Consider the following 17,379-nt stretch of genomic DNA (forward strand, 5'->3'; position numbering starts at 1 on the left):
GTGTGTGGGGGCGTTGGTGGGCCGCCCCGTCCCCCACGCCGCGGTGAGGGCGGCGGGGCCGGGGGCGCCCCCGGGGGGGCGCTCGCCGGGTAGCCGTGGCTGGGCTTGATTGGCTCAATCGCCGTCGAGTCTTGACGGAGTCAGGCCGCGCCGACCTGTTGCGCGACCGTGATCCGGCCGACCAGGGCCTCGTACGTCGACGGGTCGAATTCGCCGGCGACGGGGGACACGACGGTCGCCGCCGACAGGGCCACCGCGCGGGCCAGGCGCTGGGGCCACGGAAGGTGGGCGACGTGGCCCGACAGCAGCCCCGCCACCGCCGAGTCCCCCGCCCCCGTCGGGTTACCGGCGAGACGGTCGGGGGCCGGCGCCCGCCACTCCCCGTCCGCCGTGAGCGCGCACAGCCCCTCCGCCCCGAGCGAAGCGACCACCGCATGCGCCCCGCGCCGCCGCGCGTCCTTCATGGCCTGCAACGGCTCGTGGGAGCCGGTGAGTTCGGCCAGCTCGTCCGCGTTCGGTTTCACCAGGTCGGGGCGGGCGGCGACACCGCGACGCAGCGGTTCGCCGCTGGTGTCCAACAGCACCGGGACGGAGGCGGCACGCGCGGCCCGTACGAGCGTCGCGTAGGCGCCGACCGGGACGCCCGGCGGCAGGCTCCCGCACAGGGCGACCGCTGAGGCGGAGCGGAGCAGATCCGCGTACGCCTCCTGGAAGGCCGCCCACTCGGCGGGCGTGATCGTCGGGCCCGGCTCGTTGAGCTGCGTCGTGTCGCCGGTCGAGGCGTCGACGACGGCGATCGTGCGGCGGGTCGTGCCGGACACGGGCACCAGGGCGTCCGCGACACCGGGGGTGTCGAGCAGCTGGTCCTGGAGTGTGCGGCCTGTCGCGCCGCCCACGAATCCCGTCACTGCCACCTCGTGACCGAGCGCGGCAAGCACCCGCGCCACGTTCAGACCCTTGCCGCCGGGCCGCTCGACGACCTCGTTGACGCGGTGCGTCGTGTGCGGGCGCAGGGACCGCACCCGGTACGTGATGTCGAGTGCGGTGTTCAGCGTGACCGTGAGGATCACAGGACCTCACCCCCCCTTACGTACTTTCAGTAACGGGGCCTGATCATGCCAAAGTCAAGGCGGTTGGCCCAGACCGCGGGTCAACCGCCCTGTATTCGCCGGGGGTTACGGCCGGACCAGCCACTCGCCCTTGCGGAGCACGCCCTTGACCTCGAACTCCGCGTCCAGGACCACGAGGTCGGCGTCCTTGCCGGGCTCCAGCGAGCCCACCTTGTCGTACACGCCGAGGAGTTGGGCCGGGTTGACGGAGATGGCCCGGACGACGTCCTCGACGGGCAGCTTGTCGATCGTGACCGCCCGCTTGAACGCCCGGTCCAGGGTGAGCGTCGAGCCCGCGATGGAGCCGCCCTCGACGAGCCGCGCCACGCTGTCCTTCACCTCGACCTCCAGCGTGCCGAGCATGTAGCGCCCGTCGCCGAACCCGGCCGCGTCCATCGCGTCGGTGATGAACGCGACCTTCCCCGCGCCCTTGTGATGGAACGCCAGCTCCAGGGCGGCCGGGTGCAGATGCGTGCCGTCGTTGATCAGCTCGACGGTGATCCGCTCGTCCTCCAGGAGCGCCGCGATCGGCCCGGGGGCGCGGTGGCCGAGGCCGGGCATCGCGTTGAACAGGTGCGTGGCGACCGTGGCACCCGCGTCGATGGCCTCCACCGTCTGCTCGTACGTGGCGTCGGTGTGGCCGATCGCGGCGATCACGCCGTGCTCGGCGAGGAGGCGTACGGAGTCGATGCCGCCGGGCCGTTCGGTGGCGAGGGTGACCATCTTGGCCTGGCCGCGGGCGGCGTCGAGCAGCTTGCGGACCTCGGCCGGGTCGGGGTCGCGCAGCAGCGTCTCGTCGTGGGCGCCCTTGCGGCACGGCGAGATGAACGGGCCCTCGAAGTGGATGCCCGCGATCTCCCCGTGCTCGGCCAGCTCGGAGAGCAGCCCCGCGCGCTGGATGAGGAAGTCCATGCTGCCGGTGACGAAGGACGCGACGACCGTGGTCGTGCCGTGGTGGTGGTGCGTCCGTACGCCCGTGAGGATCTCTTCGAGCGTGCCGGAGGTGAAGGACGCGCCGCCACCGCCGTGGTTGTGGATGTCGACGAAGCCGGGGACCACCCAGTGGCCTGTCAGGTCGACGGTCTCGGCGCCGTCCGGGGCAACCCCGGCGATCTTCGTGCCGTCGACGATGACGCGTCCGTCGGTGACGGTCCCGGTGGGCAGTACCACCTTGGCACCGGCGAGCACCTTTGCTGTGGCCATCAGGCGGTTACCTCCGTGGTGTCGACAGTGACGTCGGCTAGCAGGTCCCAGGCGAGCAGTCCCGCGCCCAGGCATCCGGCGCTGTCCCCGAGGACGGCCGGGACGATCGTGGGGAGCGCCTGGAAGGTGACGCGCTCCGCGACGGCCGCACGCAGGGGTGTGAACAAGGTTTCCCCGGCCTCGGCGAGCCCGCCACCGATGATCAGCGTGCGGGGGTCCAGCAGAGTGAGCGCGAGCACCAGGCCGTCGGCGAGCGCGTCCACCGCGTCCCGCCAGACCTGGACCGCCTTCGGGTCGCCCGCGTCGACGGCCTTCGCGCAGTCCGCCGCGGTCGCCTTCTCGTCGCCGCTCGCCTCCTGCCAGGCCAGGGTGACCGCGGAGGCGGACGCGTACCGCTCCAGACAGCCGCGCTGACCGCAGCCGCAGGCCACGCCGCCGGGGCGGACGACCACATGGCCGATCTCGCCCGCGGAGCCGTGCGCGCCGGGCTCGATGCGGCCGTCGATGCCGATGGCGCCGGCGATCCCGGTGCCCAGCGGCATGAACAGGAACCGGTCGGCGTCCTTGCCGGCCCCGAGTCGGCCCTCGCCGAGCCCCCCGGTGCGCACGTCGTGGCCGAGCGCCACGGGGATGCCGCCGAGCCGCTCGCTGAGCAGGGACCGCATGGGGACGTCGCGCCAGCCGAGGTTGGCGGCGAACAGGGCGATACCGTCTCTCTCGTCCACGACGCCGGGCACCGCGACCCCGGCGGCGCGGGCGGGCTCGCCGAGGTGCTGCTCGCCGTACGCGCGCAGGTCGGCGGCGAAGCCGAGGATCGACTCCACGACCGCGTCGGCGCCGCGCTCGCGCTGGGTCGCCCGGCGCGCCTGGTGCAGCAGATTGCCGTCGGCCCCGACCAGGGCGGCCTTCATCCCGGTGCCGCCCACGTCGAGGGCGATGACATGTTTCACGGAGACAGTCTCGCTCGTCCACCCTTGAGAGGTCTAGTCCAGTCCCCCCTCGTTTCCGCTCCGGCGCCCATGTGGTGTAGACCTTCCGGGAGACCATGGGACAGGCCTGTGGCGCGAAGGACACAGTTGGAGTGCGGCAGTGCGCAAGGGGAGGACCGCTCTGACCGTGGCGGCCGCGCTCGGGGTGGTGGCCGCGTCGTCGCTGCTCACCGCCTGTGGAAGCGGCGACTCGGACGACGCCGTCACGCTGCGGCTGGTCGCGGCCGACTACGGCGACTCGCAGGCCAACAGCTCCCAGAAGTACTGGGACGACCTCGCCGCCGGCTTCGAGAAGAAGCACCCGAACATCAAGGTCGACGTCGACGTGCACTCCTGGGACGTCGTCGACAAGAAGGTCAAGGACATGGTCGCCGCGGGCCACGCGCCCGACATGGCGCAGATCGGCGCGTACGCCGACTACGCGGCGGCGGGCAAGCTGTACCCCGTCGACAAACTGCTCTCCGTGCCGGTCCAGGCCGATTTCGTCGGCCAGATGAGCCAGGCGGGCGAGATCAAGGGCGCGCAGTACGGCATGCCGTTCGCCGCCTCCACGCGCCGCCTCTTCTACAACAAGAAGCTCTTCGCCGAGGCCGGCATCACGCCGCCGAAGACCTGGGCCGACCTGGTGTCCGACGCCAAGGCGCTCAAGGCGCAGGGCGTGCGCTACCCCTTCGCGCTGCCGCTCGGCACGGAAGAGGCGCAGGCCGAGACGTTGATCTGGATGCTCAGCAACGGCGGCGGCTACATCGACAACGTCGGCAGCTACGCCCTCGACGACAAGAAGAACGTCGAGGCGCTGTCCTGGCTCAAGAGCAACCTGGTCACCAAGGGCCTCACCGGCCCGACGGCCCCCGCGAAGCTCAACCGCACGCCCGCGTTCCAGGCCTTCGCCAAGGGCCAGGTCGGCATGGTGTCGGGCCACCCCACGCTGATGAACATGGCGAAGGCCAAGGGCGTCGACTACGGAGACGTGGCGATCCCCGGTCCGTCCGGCACGCCCAGGTCCACGATGGGCGTCAACGACTGGATGATGGCGTTCAAGCAGGGCGGTCACCCCAAGGAGACCGGGGAGTTCCTCGACTACGCCTACAACCAGAAGAACGTCCTCGACTTCTCCCGCAAGTACACCGTCGCGCCGGTCACGGTCTCCGCGTCGAACGCGATGACGTCCTCGGCGAAGGACAAGGCGCTGCGACCGTTCATCGACGAGCTCGCGGGTGCGACGTACTACCCGGCCAACAAGACGTCCTGGCCCGAGGTCAGCGCCGAGCTCAAGAAGCAGATCGGCTCCACGGTCGCGCCGCGGGGCAGTGCGGCGGGGACGCTCGGCGCGATCCAGAACCATGCGGCGGCGGCGGAATCCGCCGAGTAGCGTGGCGGGTATGGATCCTCTCGGCGATCGCGAGCGCGCGGTCCTCACCTTCGAGGGCCGTGGCTGGCCCTCCCCGGGAGCCAAGGAGCGCGCGATCCGCGAGGACCTGGACCTGGCCCCCGTCCGCTACTACCAACTCCTCAACGCCCTCCTGGACGACCCACGGGCCGTCGAATTCGCCCCGGTGACGGTGAACAGGTTGCGCCGAGTCCGGGACGCGCGCCGCCGCGAACGCTAACCCCCGGGGCTCCGCCCCGGACCCCGCGCCTCAATCGCCGGCGGGGCTTGTTTTGCCCACCCGCCGCGGGGGTTTGGTATTTCAAACCCCTGCGGCGATTGAGCAGCGGGGTCCGGGGCAGAGCCCCGTGAGTGCAACCCCGGCTATCGTCAATGGCATGGCCCGCCATGAGCACGCCCCCCGGACGACCGCAGGACGTGAGGGGCTGGATGCCCTCCTGGCTCACCCCCGGAGGGGGGTCGTCGGCATCGATTTCGACGGCACCCTCGCCCCCATCGTCCCGGACCCCGACCAGGCCCGCGCCCACCCCGACACCGTCCCCGCCCTCGCCGCACTCGCCCCCAAGGTCGCCTCCGTCGCGGTCATCACCGGCCGCCCCGCGGCCACCGCGGTCCGCCACGGTGGCTTCGCCGGTGTTCCCGGACTCGAGCACCTGGTCGTCCTCGGCCACTACGGCGCCGAACGCTGGGACGCCGTCACCGGCACGGTCACCGCCCCCGCCCCGCACCCCGGCGTCGCCTCCGTCCGCTCCGAACTCCCCGGCGTCCTGGCCGAGTCGAACCTCTGGCACGACACGTACGTCGAGGAGAAGGGCCGCGCCGTCGCCGTCCACACCCGCCGCGCCCATGACCCGCAGGCCGCCTTCGAGGCCCTCCGCGAACCTCTGGCGGAGCTCGCCGCCCGGCACGGGCTGATCGTGGAGCCGGGCCGCCTGGTCCTGGAGCTGCGTCCACCCGGCGTCGACAAGGGCGTGGCGCTCACCGAGTACGTACGGGAGGTGGGCGCGGAGTCCGTCCTCTACGCGGGCGACGACCTCGGCGACCTCCCGGCCTTCGCGGCGGTGGAGAAGCTCCGCTCCGACGGCGTCCCGGGCCTCCTGGTGGCGGCGGACACGGTCGTGCCCGAACTCGCCGACAGGGCCGACCTGTTGGTGGACGGCCCCGCCGAACTCGCGGCCTTCTTCTCAGCCCTGGCGCAGCGCCTCTAGCTGCTCCAGGAACCACGCCCCCGGCGGCAGCGCCGTCGCCGCCGCGGCGAGCCGCTTCGTGCGCTCCGCCCGCTCGTCCCACGGCATGGCGAGCGCCTCCGCGAGGGCCCGCGAAGTCCCGCTCACGTCATAGGGGTTGACGATCAGCGCGTCCTCGGCCAGCTCCTCGTACGCCCCCGCCTCCCGCGACAGCACCAGCGCGCACCCGTCGTCGGAGACGACCGGCACCTCCTTGGCGACCAGGTTCATCCCGTCCCTGATGGGGTTCACCAGGGCCACGTCCGCGAGCCGGTACGCCGCGAGCGAGCGCGCGAAGTCGTCCTTCACGTGGAGTACGACCGGGGTCCAACTCTCCGTGCCCCAGCGGGAGTTGATGGACTCGGCGACCCGCGCCACCTCGTCCGTGTAGTCGCGGTACACGGCCAGATCCTGCCGCGACGGATACGCGAACGCGACGTGCACGACCCGCTCCCGCCACTCGGGCGCGGACTCGAGGAGCAGCTCGTACGCCCACAGCCCCCGCACGATGTTCTTCGACAACTCGGTCCGGTCGACCCGGACGATCACCTTCCGTGAACCGTCCCCGCCGATCTGCGCCCGCAGCGCCGCAAGCCGTTCCTCCACGTCGTCCCGGTGCGCCCGCTCGCGCAGGAAGTCCGCGTCGGCGCCGAGCCCGTGCACCCCGATCCGGGTCCCGGACGTGCCGCCGACGAGATGCGTACAGCAGTCGGTGAAGGCGTCCGCCCAGCGCCGGGTCAGGAACGCACAGCGGTCGGCCCCGAGCATGCCCCTGAGCACCTGCTCGGCGATGTCGTCGGGCAGCATCCGGAAGTAGTCGACGGGCGCCCAGGGCGTGTGCGAGAAGTGCCCGATCCGCAGGTCGCCGCGGAGTTCGCGGAGCATCCCCGGCACCAGCGTCAGGTGATAGTCCTGCACGACCACCGTCGCGCCCGGCGCCGCCTCCTCGGCGAGCGCCTCGGCGAAGGCCTGGTTGTACGCCTCGTAGGACGCCCACCGCCTGCGGAACTCCGGGCCGAACGACGGCTCCAGAGGCGTCTGGAACAGCATGTGGTGCACGAACCACAGCACCGAGTTCGCGATCCCGTTGTACGCGTCCGTGTGCACGTCGGCGTCGATGTCGAGCATCCGCACCCCCGGCTCGGCGACCCCGCGCCGCACCGCCTCCCGGTCGCCCTCGCTCAGCGCCGAGCACACCCACAGCTTGTCCTCGACGACGCCGAGCGCCGACACCAGACCGCCCCCGCCACGCTTCGCAGCGATCCCCCCGGCGTCGTCGACCTCGTACGAGACCGGGCCGCGGTTGGACGCGACGAGAACCTCAGCAGCACCATGCGTCGTGGAACTCATAGGGGCACGCTAGCCCGGCCCGGAAACGTTCAAACGTAAGGCCGGGCCCCCGACGGGGACCCGGCCGTGTACGAAACCCGCGGTCGGGTCAGTTCTTGCGGCCGCGGACGGCGGCGAGGATCAGCGCGCCGAGCCCGCACAGCGTGACGGCGAGCCCGCCGTACAGCAGGGTGTGTGAGTCGGCGCCGGTCTCGGCCAGCTCCGATCCGTGCGGATGCTGCTGCTGCGGCGGAGCGGGCCGCGCCTGCTGGCGCTTGGTGCCGATCACCGCGGTGCACGGGTCGTCGCCGCCGCGCGTGCGGGCGGTGCAGTTGGTGCCGGACACCTCACCGGTCACCGGGATGACAATGGCCGCCCCCGGAGTGCAGGAGGCCTTGACGTTCTCCTTGATGACCACCTTGCCGTGGGCGGGCACGGTGCCGTTCCAGTAGAAGGACGAGCCCTTCTTGCTGATGGTGCCGCCGCTGGCGGTGGGGGTGCCGACGGCGCCCTTCGTGGGCCAGGAGATCGCGGCGTTATCGCGCGGGTATTCGCTGTCGTTGCGGATGGTGATGGTGTTCTTGACCGTGGAGCACGGGGGAGCGGTCGTGGGCTCCGGGGTGGTGACGATCTTCAGCGGCGGGGTGGGCGGCTCCGGCTTCTCGATCTCCGGCGAGAAGCCGCAGTTCGGATCCTCCGTGCCCTCCTCGCAGTTGGTGCGCGGGGTGTCCTCCGCCATCACGTCGTTGGTCAGTTTGCCGTCGCCGGTGAGCGGGTCGTGCAGCGTGACGCTGTAGGTGATCGTCGCGGTCTTGCCGGCCGGTACGTCGCCGCGCCAGCTCAGCTTCGGCGCGTCGTACGTGACGTTGCCGATGTCGGCCTTGGCGTCCCCGTTGTACGTGCCGTCGTCCAGCACGTCGTCCAGTTCGTCGCTGAGCTTGGCGCCCGGGTAGTCGAGGTCGCCGATGTTCTTGGCGGTGATCGTGTACGTCACCTTGCCGCCGGGGGCGACCTTCTTCGGCGTGGCGCTCTTCTTGATCTCCAGGTCGGGCACCGGCACGGAGAAGGCGAGTGCCGAGGGCACGTAGGTGTCGCCCCTGGTGCGGAACGTCAGATCGGCGGAGGTCGAACCCTGCGGCAGCGCGGCCGACGGGATGATCGCCTCCTTCGCGTCGATGCTGAAGTTGTTGTGGTCGTTCGGGTCGAGTGCGCCGTTGGCGTGGCTGTCGAAGAAGTTGTTCGTGCCGCCGCCGTCGGGGTCCGCGATCCGCTGCCCGTTCACCAGGAACTGGTCACCCGTCACGTTCGCGTCGCCCTCGTACGCGGTGACGCCGGCGCGTACGTCGCGGGTGCCCGTGCGGTAGAAGTCGTCGATGGAGATCGTGGTGTCGGGGTCCTTGGACTGCTGCACCACGTGGCCGCCGTACACGTAGACGTTGCGGCGGGTGGGCGCGTACTGGGCGTTGGGGGCGTCGTACTTGTAGACGACGGTCAGCGACCAGCCGCCGACGCAGCCCTTGCCGGTGGGCGCCCAGACGTCGCCGACCGCGACCGGCACCGGGGAGCCGGTGGTGACGCCGGCGAACAGCGAGGTGACGTCGGACTCGGCCGTGTAGTAGTGCGGGCCGCCGACCTCGGCCGGGGTGCGCACCGCGTTCTCCACGGCCACCTGGGACTCGGGCCCGCCGTTCACCCGCACCCGGGGCCGCGTGTCCAGCGGGCCGCTGTCGGTCGGCGAGGTGGCGGGGCCCGCGGTGTCGCAGCGGTTGATCTGGTTGCGGCCCAGTTTGTACGTGCCGTCGTTGCCGCCCCAGAACAGGCGGGCGTACGCGACCGTGGCGCCCGGCGGGATCGTCACCTCACCGGTCGAGGAGTTCAGGACGCCGGTGCCGAACCCGGCCGTGTCCGTGTACTGCATGTCGAACTGGTTGTTGTTCTCCGTCGTGGTCCCGGCTTGTGCGGCTCGACACCGCGCCGCGTCGTCCGCGGGAGTGGACGGGCACTGCATGACGGTGTTGCCGAGGGTGATGAAGTCGCCGTACAGCGCTTCCTCGTACCGCTTGGCGAAGGGGTCGACGACGACGGCGGACGCGGGGACGGCCGCGGCGACGAGTGTCGCGGCGGCCGTTACTGTGGCGGCGAGCGCCGCCATGCCCTTGAGATGTTTAAGCCACATAAGGGGCAATCTAGGCAATAATCATGATCATCCCGCGATTACGCCGCGCGACGCTCCGCATACTCACCGATTTCGATCATCGGCGGCCGCTCCTCCGTGTCGACCTCGTGGGTGCGCGGCTCGAAGCCGTCCTCGCCCCGCTCGAACTGCGTGAGCACCGGCCTGATGAGGTGCCCGCGCGCCAGCCGCAGCTGGGCGGTGCGGTAGATCGCCGCCGCCATCCGGCCGAGCGCCTGCCCGTCCTGGTGCCGGTGCTTGCGCACGCCGACGTCGACCTGGGCCAGCGCGTCCAGGCCCACGGTGTGCAGCGCGTCCACGAGCAGGCCGAGCTCCACGCCGTATCCGACGGGGAACGGGAGCCGCTCGAGGAGCGAGCGCCGGGCCGCGTACTCGCCGCCCAACGGCTGGACGAATCCGGCCAGTTGGGGCCAGTGCAGATTGAGTATCGGCCGCGCCATCAGCTCGGTCACCCGGCCGCCCTCCCCGGTGGCCCCGGCCAGCGGACGGTCGTACATCGCCTTCACGAAGTGCACGCCCGGATCGGTCAGGAGCGGCCCGACGATCCCGGAGACGAAGTCCGCGGAGAACTCCTTCAGGTCGGCGTCGACGAAACACACGATGTCACCGGACGTGACGAAAAGGGAGCGCCACAGCACCTCGCCCTTGCCGGGCCTTGCCGGGATCCGCGGCAGGATCGCGTCCCGGTGCTCGACGCGCGCCCCGGCCGCCGCCGCGACCTGGGAGGTGCGGTCGGTGGAGCCGGAGTCGATCACGACGAGCTCGTCGACGAGCGGCACCGCGTCCGTCATCAGCGTCCGCCGGATCTCGGAGACGATCTCGCCGACCGTCTCCTCCTCGTTCAGCGCGGGCAGTACGACACTCACCGTCTGCCCCGACGCGTGCTTGGCGGCGACCAACCGGTGCAGCGGATGGTCCGCCACGGACCAGGAGCGCCTGTTCAGCCAGCGCTCGACCTCTTCCAGCACGGTCTGGGTTCCTTCCCTAAGGATCGACATGTGATCCATCTCGCGGTTCGGACGACTATCTCTGCGGTCCGGGCCTTCGGTTACAGTCTTGAACAAGGTCGGTGACCATCGCATGCCGGGGGTCGCCTGCCGTACACAACTGAATCCACACAATCGAATACCGCTCATCCAGAGGGGCAGAGGGAAACGGCCCGTTGAAGCCCCGGCAACCCTCCAGCCGGTCTCGTTTCGCACACTCCAGTGCGCTCGCGAGGCTCCCGGCTAGTGAAGGTGCCAAATCCGTCTCGTGGCGAGATGCGTCACGGGAAAGATGAGGAGAAAGGGCCTCGCCTCTCATGGCTGTACAGACTGTCGCCACCGAAACCGCCGCCACCGACGCCGTCGACCTTGGTCCGGCATCCGGCCTCTCCTGCCGCGAGTGCGGCGCCGTCGTCCCGCTCGGCCCCGTCTTCGCCTGCGCCGAGTGTTTCGGCCCGCTCGAAGTCGCGTACGACCTCCCCGTCGGTGACCCCGAGACGCTGCGCAAGCAGATCGAGGCAGGACCCGCCAACATCTGGCGCTACGCCCCGCTGCTGCCCGTCCCGGCCGACGTCGCCGAGAAGCCGAACATCAACCCCGGCTGGACCAAGCTCGTCAAGGCCGACAACCTCGGCCGTGAACTGGGCGTCGCCGAGGGCAAGTTGTTCGTCAAGGACGACTCCGGCAACCCGACGCACTCCTTCAAGGACCGCGTCGTCGCGCAGGCCATCGAGGCCGCCCGCGCCTTCGGCTTCACCACGCTCTCCTGCTCCTCCACCGGCAACCTGGCCGGCGCCGTCGGCGCCGCTGCCGCCCGTGCCGGCTTCCGGTCCTGCGTGTTCATCCCGCACGACCTGGAAGAGGGCAAGGTCGTCATGGCCGGCGTCTACGGCGGTGACCTCGTCGCCATCGAGGGCAACTACGACGACGTGAACCGCTTCTGCTCCGAGCTCATCGGCGACCCGCTGGGCGAGGGTTGGGGCTTCGTCAACGTCAACCTGCGCCCGTACTACGGCGAGGGTTCCAAGACGCTCGCGTACGAGATCTGCGAGCAGCTGGGCTGGGTCCTTCCCGACCAGCTGGTCATCCCGATCGCGTCCGGCTCGCAGTTCACGAAGATCGACAAGGGCCTGAAGGAGCTGATCAAGCTCGGCCTCGTCGAGGACAAGCCGTACAAGCTGTTCGGCGCCCAGGCCGAGGGCTGCTCCCCGGTCTCCGTCGCCTACAAGGGCGGCCACGACGTGGTCCGCCCGCAGAAGCCGACCACCATCGCCAAGTCCCTCGCCATCGGCAACCCCGCCGACGGCCCCTACGTCCTCGACATCGCGCGCCGTACCGGCGGCGCCGTGGAGGACGTGAACGACGAGCAGGTCGTCGACGCGATCAAGCTGCTCGCGCGCACGGAGGGCATCTTCGCCGAGACCGCCGGTGGTGTGACCCTCGGCGTCACGCAGAAGCTCATCGAGGCGGGCCAGATCGACCCGTCGCTGACCACGGTGGTCCTGAACACCGGTGACGGCCTCAAGACGCTTGCCGCGGTCGCCGATTCGTCCCAGGCCACGGCCACGATCCGGCCGAACCTCGACGCGTTCCGCGAGGCCGGCCTCGCCGCCGACCACTGAGCCCGACCGACTTGTAGCAACAGGAGTTACCACCATGAGCGTCAACGTTCGCATCCCCACCATCCTGCGCACCTACACGGGCGGCAAGTCCGAGGTCGCCGCAGAGGGCGGCACCCTCGCCGACGTCATCGCCGACCTCGAGAAGAACCACACCGGCATCGCCGCCCGCGTCCTCGACGACCAGGGCAAGCTGCGCCGCTTCGTGAACGTCTACGTGAACGACGACGACGTCCGCTTCGAGCAGGGCCTCGAGACGGCGACGCCGGACGGCGCGGGCGTCTCGATCATTCCGGCCGTCGCCGGCGGCTGATCGTTCGCGTTCTACCCAGAGTTATCCGAATTGCCCTCTCCGCCAGAGAAGCGGAGGGGGCAATTCTGCATGGTTGAGCGCGGTACAGTTGGGGAAGCTGCTGCGTTTCCATGAACGGTGCATGACGGGCGCATATGAGTTCTCGCCCGGAGCCCGACAAGAAGTAGCCAAAGTAACCGGCCCATTCGGGCCTTTTATGGCATTTGCGCGGCCCGACTTGCCCTGGGATCCGGTGAGTTGGCCCGGTTCCCCCGATCTGGCGTGCCCAGAATTCTCGTCCGATTGACCTGTTGCAGACGGCAGTTGGGCAGATACATTCAGCCGCGGTCGACGCGTTCCGGCGCACACCCCCATATCCCATGGGGCGTGAGGTCTGACCCGGGTCCGCGAAGTGCGGTCCTGCGTAAGGGCCAGTAATAGGGGAGTTAGGCATGGCTCAGGGCACCGTCAAGTGGTTCAACGCGGAGAAGGGGTACGGCTTCATCGCGGTCGACGGTGGTGCGGATGTGTTCGTCCACTACAGCGCGATTCAGATGGACGGCTACCGCACCCTCGAAGAGGGTCAGCGGGTGGAATTCGAGATCTCGCAGGGCCAGAAGGGGCCGCAGGCCGACATGGTCCGCGTGGCCGCCGGCTGAACGCGCGTCCGACTGCAAGCTTGCACGTCGCACGTCATGAAGGGCTCGTCTCCCGGGTGACCGGGGGGCGGGCCCTTCGTGCTGCGTGGGACTGTTCGCGATGAGGAGAGCACCTTGCACTCGAGGGGGTCGAGTGCTAATCATTGGGCTTAGCACTCTCCGAGTGAGAGTGACAGAACTTGGATCGGGTCGGTGAGGTCCGGGGGCCGGGTGGTGCAAGGAACCACACGGTCTGCAGACCGTCCGTCGCGGGCACCAGCACGGTCCGTTTGCTTGCTTTTCCACCCCGTCCGGGAGGACCACTTCACATGGCCAAGATCATCGCGTTCGACGAGGAGGCACGGCGCGGCCTCGAGCGCGGCATGAACCAGCTCGCCGACGCCGTCAAGGTGACCCTGGGCCCCAAGGGTCGCAACGTCGTCCTCGAGAAGAAGTGGGGCGCCCCCACGATCACCAACGATGGTGTGTCCATCGCCAAGGAGATCGAGCTCGAGGACCCGTACGAGAAGATCGGCGCCGAGCTGGTCAAGGAGGTCGCGAAGAAGACGGACGACGTCGCCGGTGACGGCACGACGACCGCGACCGTCCTGGCCCAGGCGCTCGTTCGCGAAGGCCTTCGCAACGTAGCCGCCGGCGCCAACCCGATGGCCCTCAAGCGCGGCATCGAGCGCGCCACCGAGGCCGTCTCCGCCGCTCTCCTCGAGCAGGCCAAGGAGGTGGAGACCAAGGAGCAGATCGCCTCCACCGCCTCCATCTCGGCCGCCGACACCCAGATCGGCGAGCTCATCGCCGAGGCCATGGACAAGGTCGGCAAGGAAGGCGTCATCACCGTCGAGGAGTCCCAGACCTTCGGTCTGGAGCTCGAGCTCACCGAGGGCATGCGCTTCGACAAGGGCTACATCTCGGCGTACTTCGCCACGGACATGGAGCGCATGGAGTCGTCGCTCGACGACCCGTACATCCTGATCGTGAACTCGAAGATCTCGAACGTGAAGGACCTCCTTCCGCTGCTCGAGAAGGTCATGCAGTCCGGCAAGCCGCTGCTGATCATCGCCGAGGACGTCGAGGGCGAGGCCCTGTCGACGCTGGTCGTCAACAAGATCCGTGGCACCTTCAAGTCCGTCGCCGTCAAGGCCCCGGGCTTCGGTGACCGCCGCAAGGCCATGCTCGGCGACATCGCCATCCTCACGGGCGGCACGGTCATCTCCGAGGAGGTCGGCCTCAAGCTCGAGAACGCCGGTCTCGACCTGCTCGGCCGCGCCCGCAAGGTCGTCATCACCAAGGACGAGACGACGATCGTCGACGGCTCCGGTGAGAGCGACCAGGTCCAGGGTCGCGTCAACCAGATCCGTGCCGAGATCGAGAACAGCGACTCGGACTACGACCGCGAGAAGCTCCAGGAGCGCCTCGCCAAGCTCGCCGGCGGCGTGGCCGTCATCAAGGCGGGCGCGGCCACCGAGGTCGAGCTCAAGGAGCGCAAGCACCGCATCGAGGACGCCGTTCGCAACGCGAAGGCGGCCGTCGAAGAGGGCATCGTCGCCGGTGGTGGCGTGGCCCTCCTCCAGGCCTCCGCGGTGTTCGAGAAGCTGGAGCTCGAGGGTGACGAGGCGACCGGCGCCAACGCCGTGAAGCTCGCGCTCGAGGCCCCGCTCAAGCAGATCGCCGTCAACGGTGGTCTCGAGGGTGGCGTCGTCGTGGAGAAGGTGCGCAACCTGACCGTCGGTCACGGTCTGAACGCCGCCACGGGTGACTACGTCGACATGATCGCCGAGGGCATCATCGACCCGGCGAAGGTCACGCGCTCTGCCCTGCAGAACGCCGCGTCCATCGCCGCGCTGTTCCTCACCACCGAGGCTGTCATCGCCGACAAGCCGGAGAAGGCGGGCGCTGCGCCGGCCGGTGGCGGGATGCCGGGCGGTGACATGGACTTCTGAGCCGGTCGCGGTTCAGCTCGTCTGTAACCCGAGGGCGGCACTGTCTCTACGTGAGACGGTGCCGCCCTCGGGCGTTTTGTTGCGGCCAGCCGTGGGTGCGGTCGCGGGGCTCTGCCCCGGGCCCCGCTGGCTCTCGTTCGAAGTGCGGGGCTTGAAAGATCGGGGCTCTGCCCCGGGCCCCGCGCCTCAATCGCCGGCGGGGCTTGAATGGGCGTCGGCGGGGCTTCAATGGGTCAGGCGGTTTTGACCGAGCCGGCGTCGATGAGGTGGTCGGTGCCTGTGGTCGCGGCGGCGAGGGGGGACGACAGGTAGGTGATCAGGGTCGCGACCTCTTCGGGTTCGATGAGGCGGTCGATGAGCATGCCTGTCGCCGTGGGCAGTCCGGCCAGGAGGTCGGTGTGGTCGATGCCCATGGCGGTGGCGACCCCGGCGCCGTAACCCGTCGGGCTCTCCCACATCGCGGTGCGGACCGGGCCCGGCGAGACGGTGTTCACCCGGACCCCCCGCGAGCCGAACTCCTCCGCCAGGCCCTTGCCGAACGCGGTGAGCGCGGCCTTGGCCGTGGCGTACGCGATGGGGCTGCCCTGCGGGACGCGGGCGCTGGTCGAGGAGACGTTGACGATCGAGCCGCGGGCGGCCAGCAGGGCGGGTAGCGCGGCGCGGGTGACGCGGACGGTGGCGGAGAAGTTCAGGTCCGTCACCTGCGCCCACTGGTCGTCGGTCAGGTCGAGGAAGCCGCCGCTCAGGGCGCCGTCGCCGCCCCCGACGTTGTTGACCAGGATGTCGATCCCGCCCAGCTCGGCCACGGCCTCCGTGACCAGCCGCTCGGCCCCGGCCGGGTCGGACAGGTCCACCGTCACCGGTATCGCCCCGGCCGCTTTCCACTCCGGGGCGGCGGTGCGGGCGGCTGCGACGACGCGTACGCCTTCGGCGGCCAGGGACTGGACGACGGCGAGCCCGATGCCTCGGCTGGCGCCCGTGACGAGGGCGGTCTTGCCGTTCAGTTGCAGGTCCATGACGCTCCCCTTGGTCGACACCTGCGTCTCAGGTGATGCGTTGAACATAGGATATGCGTCATGCGTGTTGCAAGTAGTTGGTGAGTTGCCACATTGGCGTACGCTTTTGAGGTCGTCCCCCATCGGAAGGATTTGCCCGCCATGGCGCAGCCCGCCTCCACGAAGCCGCTTCGTGCCGACACCGAACGGACCGTGCGCGCGATCCTCGAAGCGGCCGAGCGGGTGCTGGCCGTGAATCCGGCGGCGACGATGGAGCAGATCGCCGAGGCCGCCGGGGTCGCGCGGACCACGGTCCACCGGCGGTTCGCGTCGCGGGAGGCGTTGATCAGGGCGCTCGCGGCCTGGGCGACGCAGCGGTTCCACGAGGCGGTCGAGGCGGCGCGGCCGGAGACGTCGCCGCCGGCCGTCGCGCTCTATCAGGCGACCGTGAACGTGCTTCGGGTGAAGACCAGTTGGGGCTTCGCGATGGGCGCCCTCCCCCTCGCGGACCCTGAGGTCGCGCGCGTCCACGAGGACGTGATGACCCGCTGTGCGGCGCTGTTCTCGCGCGCCCGCGACGCCGGCCTGTTGCGTCCCGACGCCGATCTGGACTGGGCGCGGACCGTGTACTACGCCCTCATTCACGAAGCCGCGGGGCAGGCACCCGACACCGATGCCGCCGTGGACGCCCTCGCCGCGCGGGTCGTGGACACGTTGCTGCACGGCGTGGGTACGCCGGGTTCATAGAACGGGCCTCATAGAACAGGGGCGGCAGGTCAGGCCGCGCCCTCCTGGTACGTCTTCCATGTGTCGCGGCCCGCGCGGCTCGCGCTCGTCGCGACGGCCTGGGCCTGGTGGAGGGCGCGGGAGGCCATTTCGGTGGGCGGGACGTCCCAGCTGCCGGTCCAGCTGCGGCCCGCGCGCGCCAGCTCGTAGACGAGGACGCCGACCCCGGCCATCGCGGTGAGGGTGCCGATACCGGTGAGCGCTGCCCCCACCGTCAGCAGGCGCCGGTCCGGGCGGAACTCGGTCCAGGAGATCTTCGAAAGGGTGCTGTCAGCCATGGGGCCAGAATGCGGGAGGGCGGGGCGGGGCGCATGTGGAGCGGTGACCTGCGGGTGACGCCGGTCGTTGGGCGGGCATGACGAACAGCTTGCGCAAGCGCGTATTGACGACGGTCCTGGCGGCGACGGCCCTGGTGGGGGCGGGTGCCGCCACGGCGTCCGCCGCCGACCATGATCCGGTGCCGGCCTCGGGCACGGTGATCATGTCGAACGAGGAAGCGGAGGCGGCGGGTCTCGTGGCGCCGTCGCACCCCGGGATCATGCCGCCCGACTTCTATGTGCCGGGCCGGTACTACTAGGGCGTGTTTCGAAAGTAGCGTCGTCCGCCCGGAGGGCGGGCCTCGCGGGGTCTGGTGCGTGCGATCGCAAGGCGCCGGAAGGGTCTCGTAG

General features: G+C 70.3%; 17 protein-coding genes and 1 riboswitch. Of the genes, 9 read left to right on the top strand and 8 right to left on the bottom strand.

All coding sequences use genetic code 11. The features are described 5' to 3' along the window. Positions 1-140: 140 nt before the first annotated feature. From ACWD2L_RS40200 to ACWD2L_RS40210, 3 genes are all read right to left on the bottom strand, one after another. Positions 141-1,070, bottom strand: a complete 930-nt coding sequence (locus tag ACWD2L_RS40200; RefSeq protein ID WP_351345883.1) for a 1-phosphofructokinase family hexose kinase — start codon at positions 1,068-1,070, stop codon at positions 141-143. A 105-nt stretch (positions 1,071-1,175) separates the two neighbouring features. Beyond that, positions 1,176-2,312 carry an N-acetylglucosamine-6-phosphate deacetylase gene (nagA, locus tag ACWD2L_RS40205; RefSeq protein ID WP_351345886.1) on the bottom strand — a complete coding sequence of 379 codons (1,137 nt, stop codon included), beginning with the start codon at positions 2,310-2,312 and terminating at the stop codon, positions 1,176-1,178. Beyond that, the gene (locus ACWD2L_RS40210; RefSeq protein WP_351345889.1) at positions 2,312-3,262 is read right to left on the bottom strand and encodes an ROK family protein; all 951 of its coding nucleotides are present in this window, start codon (positions 3,260-3,262) and stop codon (positions 2,312-2,314) included. The genes nagA and ACWD2L_RS40210 overlap by 1 nt, the downstream gene beginning before the upstream one ends. 139 nt (positions 3,263-3,401) lie before the next feature. On the opposite strand from ACWD2L_RS40210, the gene ACWD2L_RS40215 reads away from it, so the two are divergent. The 3 genes from ACWD2L_RS40215 (at position 3,402) to otsB (ending at position 5,899) form a co-directional block, all read left to right on the top strand. Beyond that, entirely contained in the window at positions 3,402-4,673 is a 1,272-nt protein-coding gene (locus ACWD2L_RS40215; protein WP_351345891.1) for an ABC transporter substrate-binding protein, read from the top strand. 10 nt (positions 4,674-4,683) lie between these two features. After that, complete coding sequence (locus ACWD2L_RS40220; RefSeq protein WP_351345894.1) at positions 4,684-4,911, top strand: DUF3263 domain-containing protein; 228 nt, start codon at positions 4,684-4,686, stop codon at positions 4,909-4,911. A 157-nt stretch (positions 4,912-5,068) separates the two neighbouring features. Beyond that, on the top strand, positions 5,069-5,899 hold the full coding sequence (gene otsB / locus ACWD2L_RS40225; protein WP_351344680.1) for a trehalose-phosphatase: 831 nt from the start codon (positions 5,069-5,071) through the stop codon (positions 5,897-5,899). Here otsB and ACWD2L_RS40230 read toward each other — a convergent pair. From ACWD2L_RS40230 to ACWD2L_RS40240, 3 genes are all read right to left on the bottom strand, one after another. After that, on the bottom strand, positions 5,876-7,267 hold the full coding sequence (locus ACWD2L_RS40230) for an alpha,alpha-trehalose-phosphate synthase (UDP-forming) (RefSeq protein WP_351344684.1): 1,392 nt from the start codon (positions 7,265-7,267) through the stop codon (positions 5,876-5,878). The two genes, otsB and ACWD2L_RS40230, sit on opposite strands and share 24 nt — an antisense overlap. 88 nt (positions 7,268-7,355) lie before the next feature. Further along, positions 7,356-9,422, bottom strand: a complete 2,067-nt coding sequence (locus ACWD2L_RS40235; RefSeq protein WP_351344687.1) for a DUF7927 domain-containing protein — start codon at positions 9,420-9,422, stop codon at positions 7,356-7,358. Positions 9,423-9,460: 38 nt separating this feature from the next. Next, entirely contained in the window at positions 9,461-10,408 is a 948-nt protein-coding gene (locus ACWD2L_RS40240; protein ID WP_351344712.1) for a glucosyl-3-phosphoglycerate synthase, read from the bottom strand. Positions 10,409-10,569: 161 nt separating this feature from the next. Continuing rightward, positions 10,570-10,725, top strand: a riboswitch (SAM riboswitch). 18 nt (positions 10,726-10,743) lie between these two features. On the opposite strand from ACWD2L_RS40240, the gene thrC reads away from it, so the two are divergent. The 4 genes from thrC to groL all read left to right on the top strand — a co-directional run bounded on the left by thrC (position 10,744) and on the right by groL (position 14,930). Then, the gene (thrC, locus tag ACWD2L_RS40245) at positions 10,744-12,048 is read left to right on the top strand and encodes a threonine synthase (RefSeq protein WP_351344690.1); all 1,305 of its coding nucleotides are present in this window, start codon (positions 10,744-10,746) and stop codon (positions 12,046-12,048) included. A gap of 34 nt (positions 12,049-12,082) precedes the next feature. After that, positions 12,083-12,358: a MoaD/ThiS family protein gene (locus ACWD2L_RS40250; protein WP_351344693.1), complete on the top strand. Its 276-nt coding sequence runs from the start codon at positions 12,083-12,085 to the stop codon at positions 12,356-12,358. A gap of 431 nt (positions 12,359-12,789) precedes the next feature. Beyond that, complete coding sequence (locus tag ACWD2L_RS40255; RefSeq protein ID WP_030576453.1) at positions 12,790-12,996, top strand: cold-shock protein; 207 nt, start codon at positions 12,790-12,792, stop codon at positions 12,994-12,996. A gap of 308 nt (positions 12,997-13,304) precedes the next feature. Continuing rightward, entirely contained in the window at positions 13,305-14,930 is a 1,626-nt protein-coding gene (gene groL / locus ACWD2L_RS40260) for a chaperonin GroEL (protein WP_351344697.1), read from the top strand. A 233-nt stretch (positions 14,931-15,163) separates the two neighbouring features. Here groL and ACWD2L_RS40265 read toward each other — a convergent pair whose 3' ends face one another. After that, positions 15,164-15,946 carry an SDR family NAD(P)-dependent oxidoreductase gene (locus ACWD2L_RS40265; protein WP_351344700.1) on the bottom strand — a complete coding sequence of 261 codons (783 nt, stop codon included), beginning with the start codon at positions 15,944-15,946 and terminating at the stop codon, positions 15,164-15,166. Between the two features lie 141 nt (positions 15,947-16,087). Here ACWD2L_RS40265 and ACWD2L_RS40270 point away from each other — a divergent pair, with 141 nt between their 5' ends. Next, a complete protein-coding gene (locus ACWD2L_RS40270) occupies positions 16,088-16,672 on the top strand; it encodes a TetR/AcrR family transcriptional regulator (RefSeq protein ID WP_351344703.1) in 585 nt (194 codons plus the stop codon). A 29-nt stretch (positions 16,673-16,701) separates the two neighbouring features. On the opposite strand, the gene ACWD2L_RS40275 is transcribed toward ACWD2L_RS40270, so the two are convergent. Continuing rightward, positions 16,702-16,989, bottom strand: coding sequence for a hypothetical protein (locus ACWD2L_RS40275; protein ID WP_351344706.1), 288 nt, complete (start codon positions 16,987-16,989; stop codon positions 16,702-16,704). Positions 16,990-17,066: 77 nt separating this feature from the next. On the opposite strand from ACWD2L_RS40275, the gene ACWD2L_RS40280 reads away from it, so the two are divergent. After that, positions 17,067-17,288, top strand: a complete 222-nt coding sequence (locus ACWD2L_RS40280) for a hypothetical protein (protein ID WP_351344709.1) — start codon at positions 17,067-17,069, stop codon at positions 17,286-17,288. The last annotated feature ends 91 nt before the right edge of the window (positions 17,289-17,379 follow it).

Source organism: Streptomyces sp. NPDC002754 (assembly GCF_053592315.1).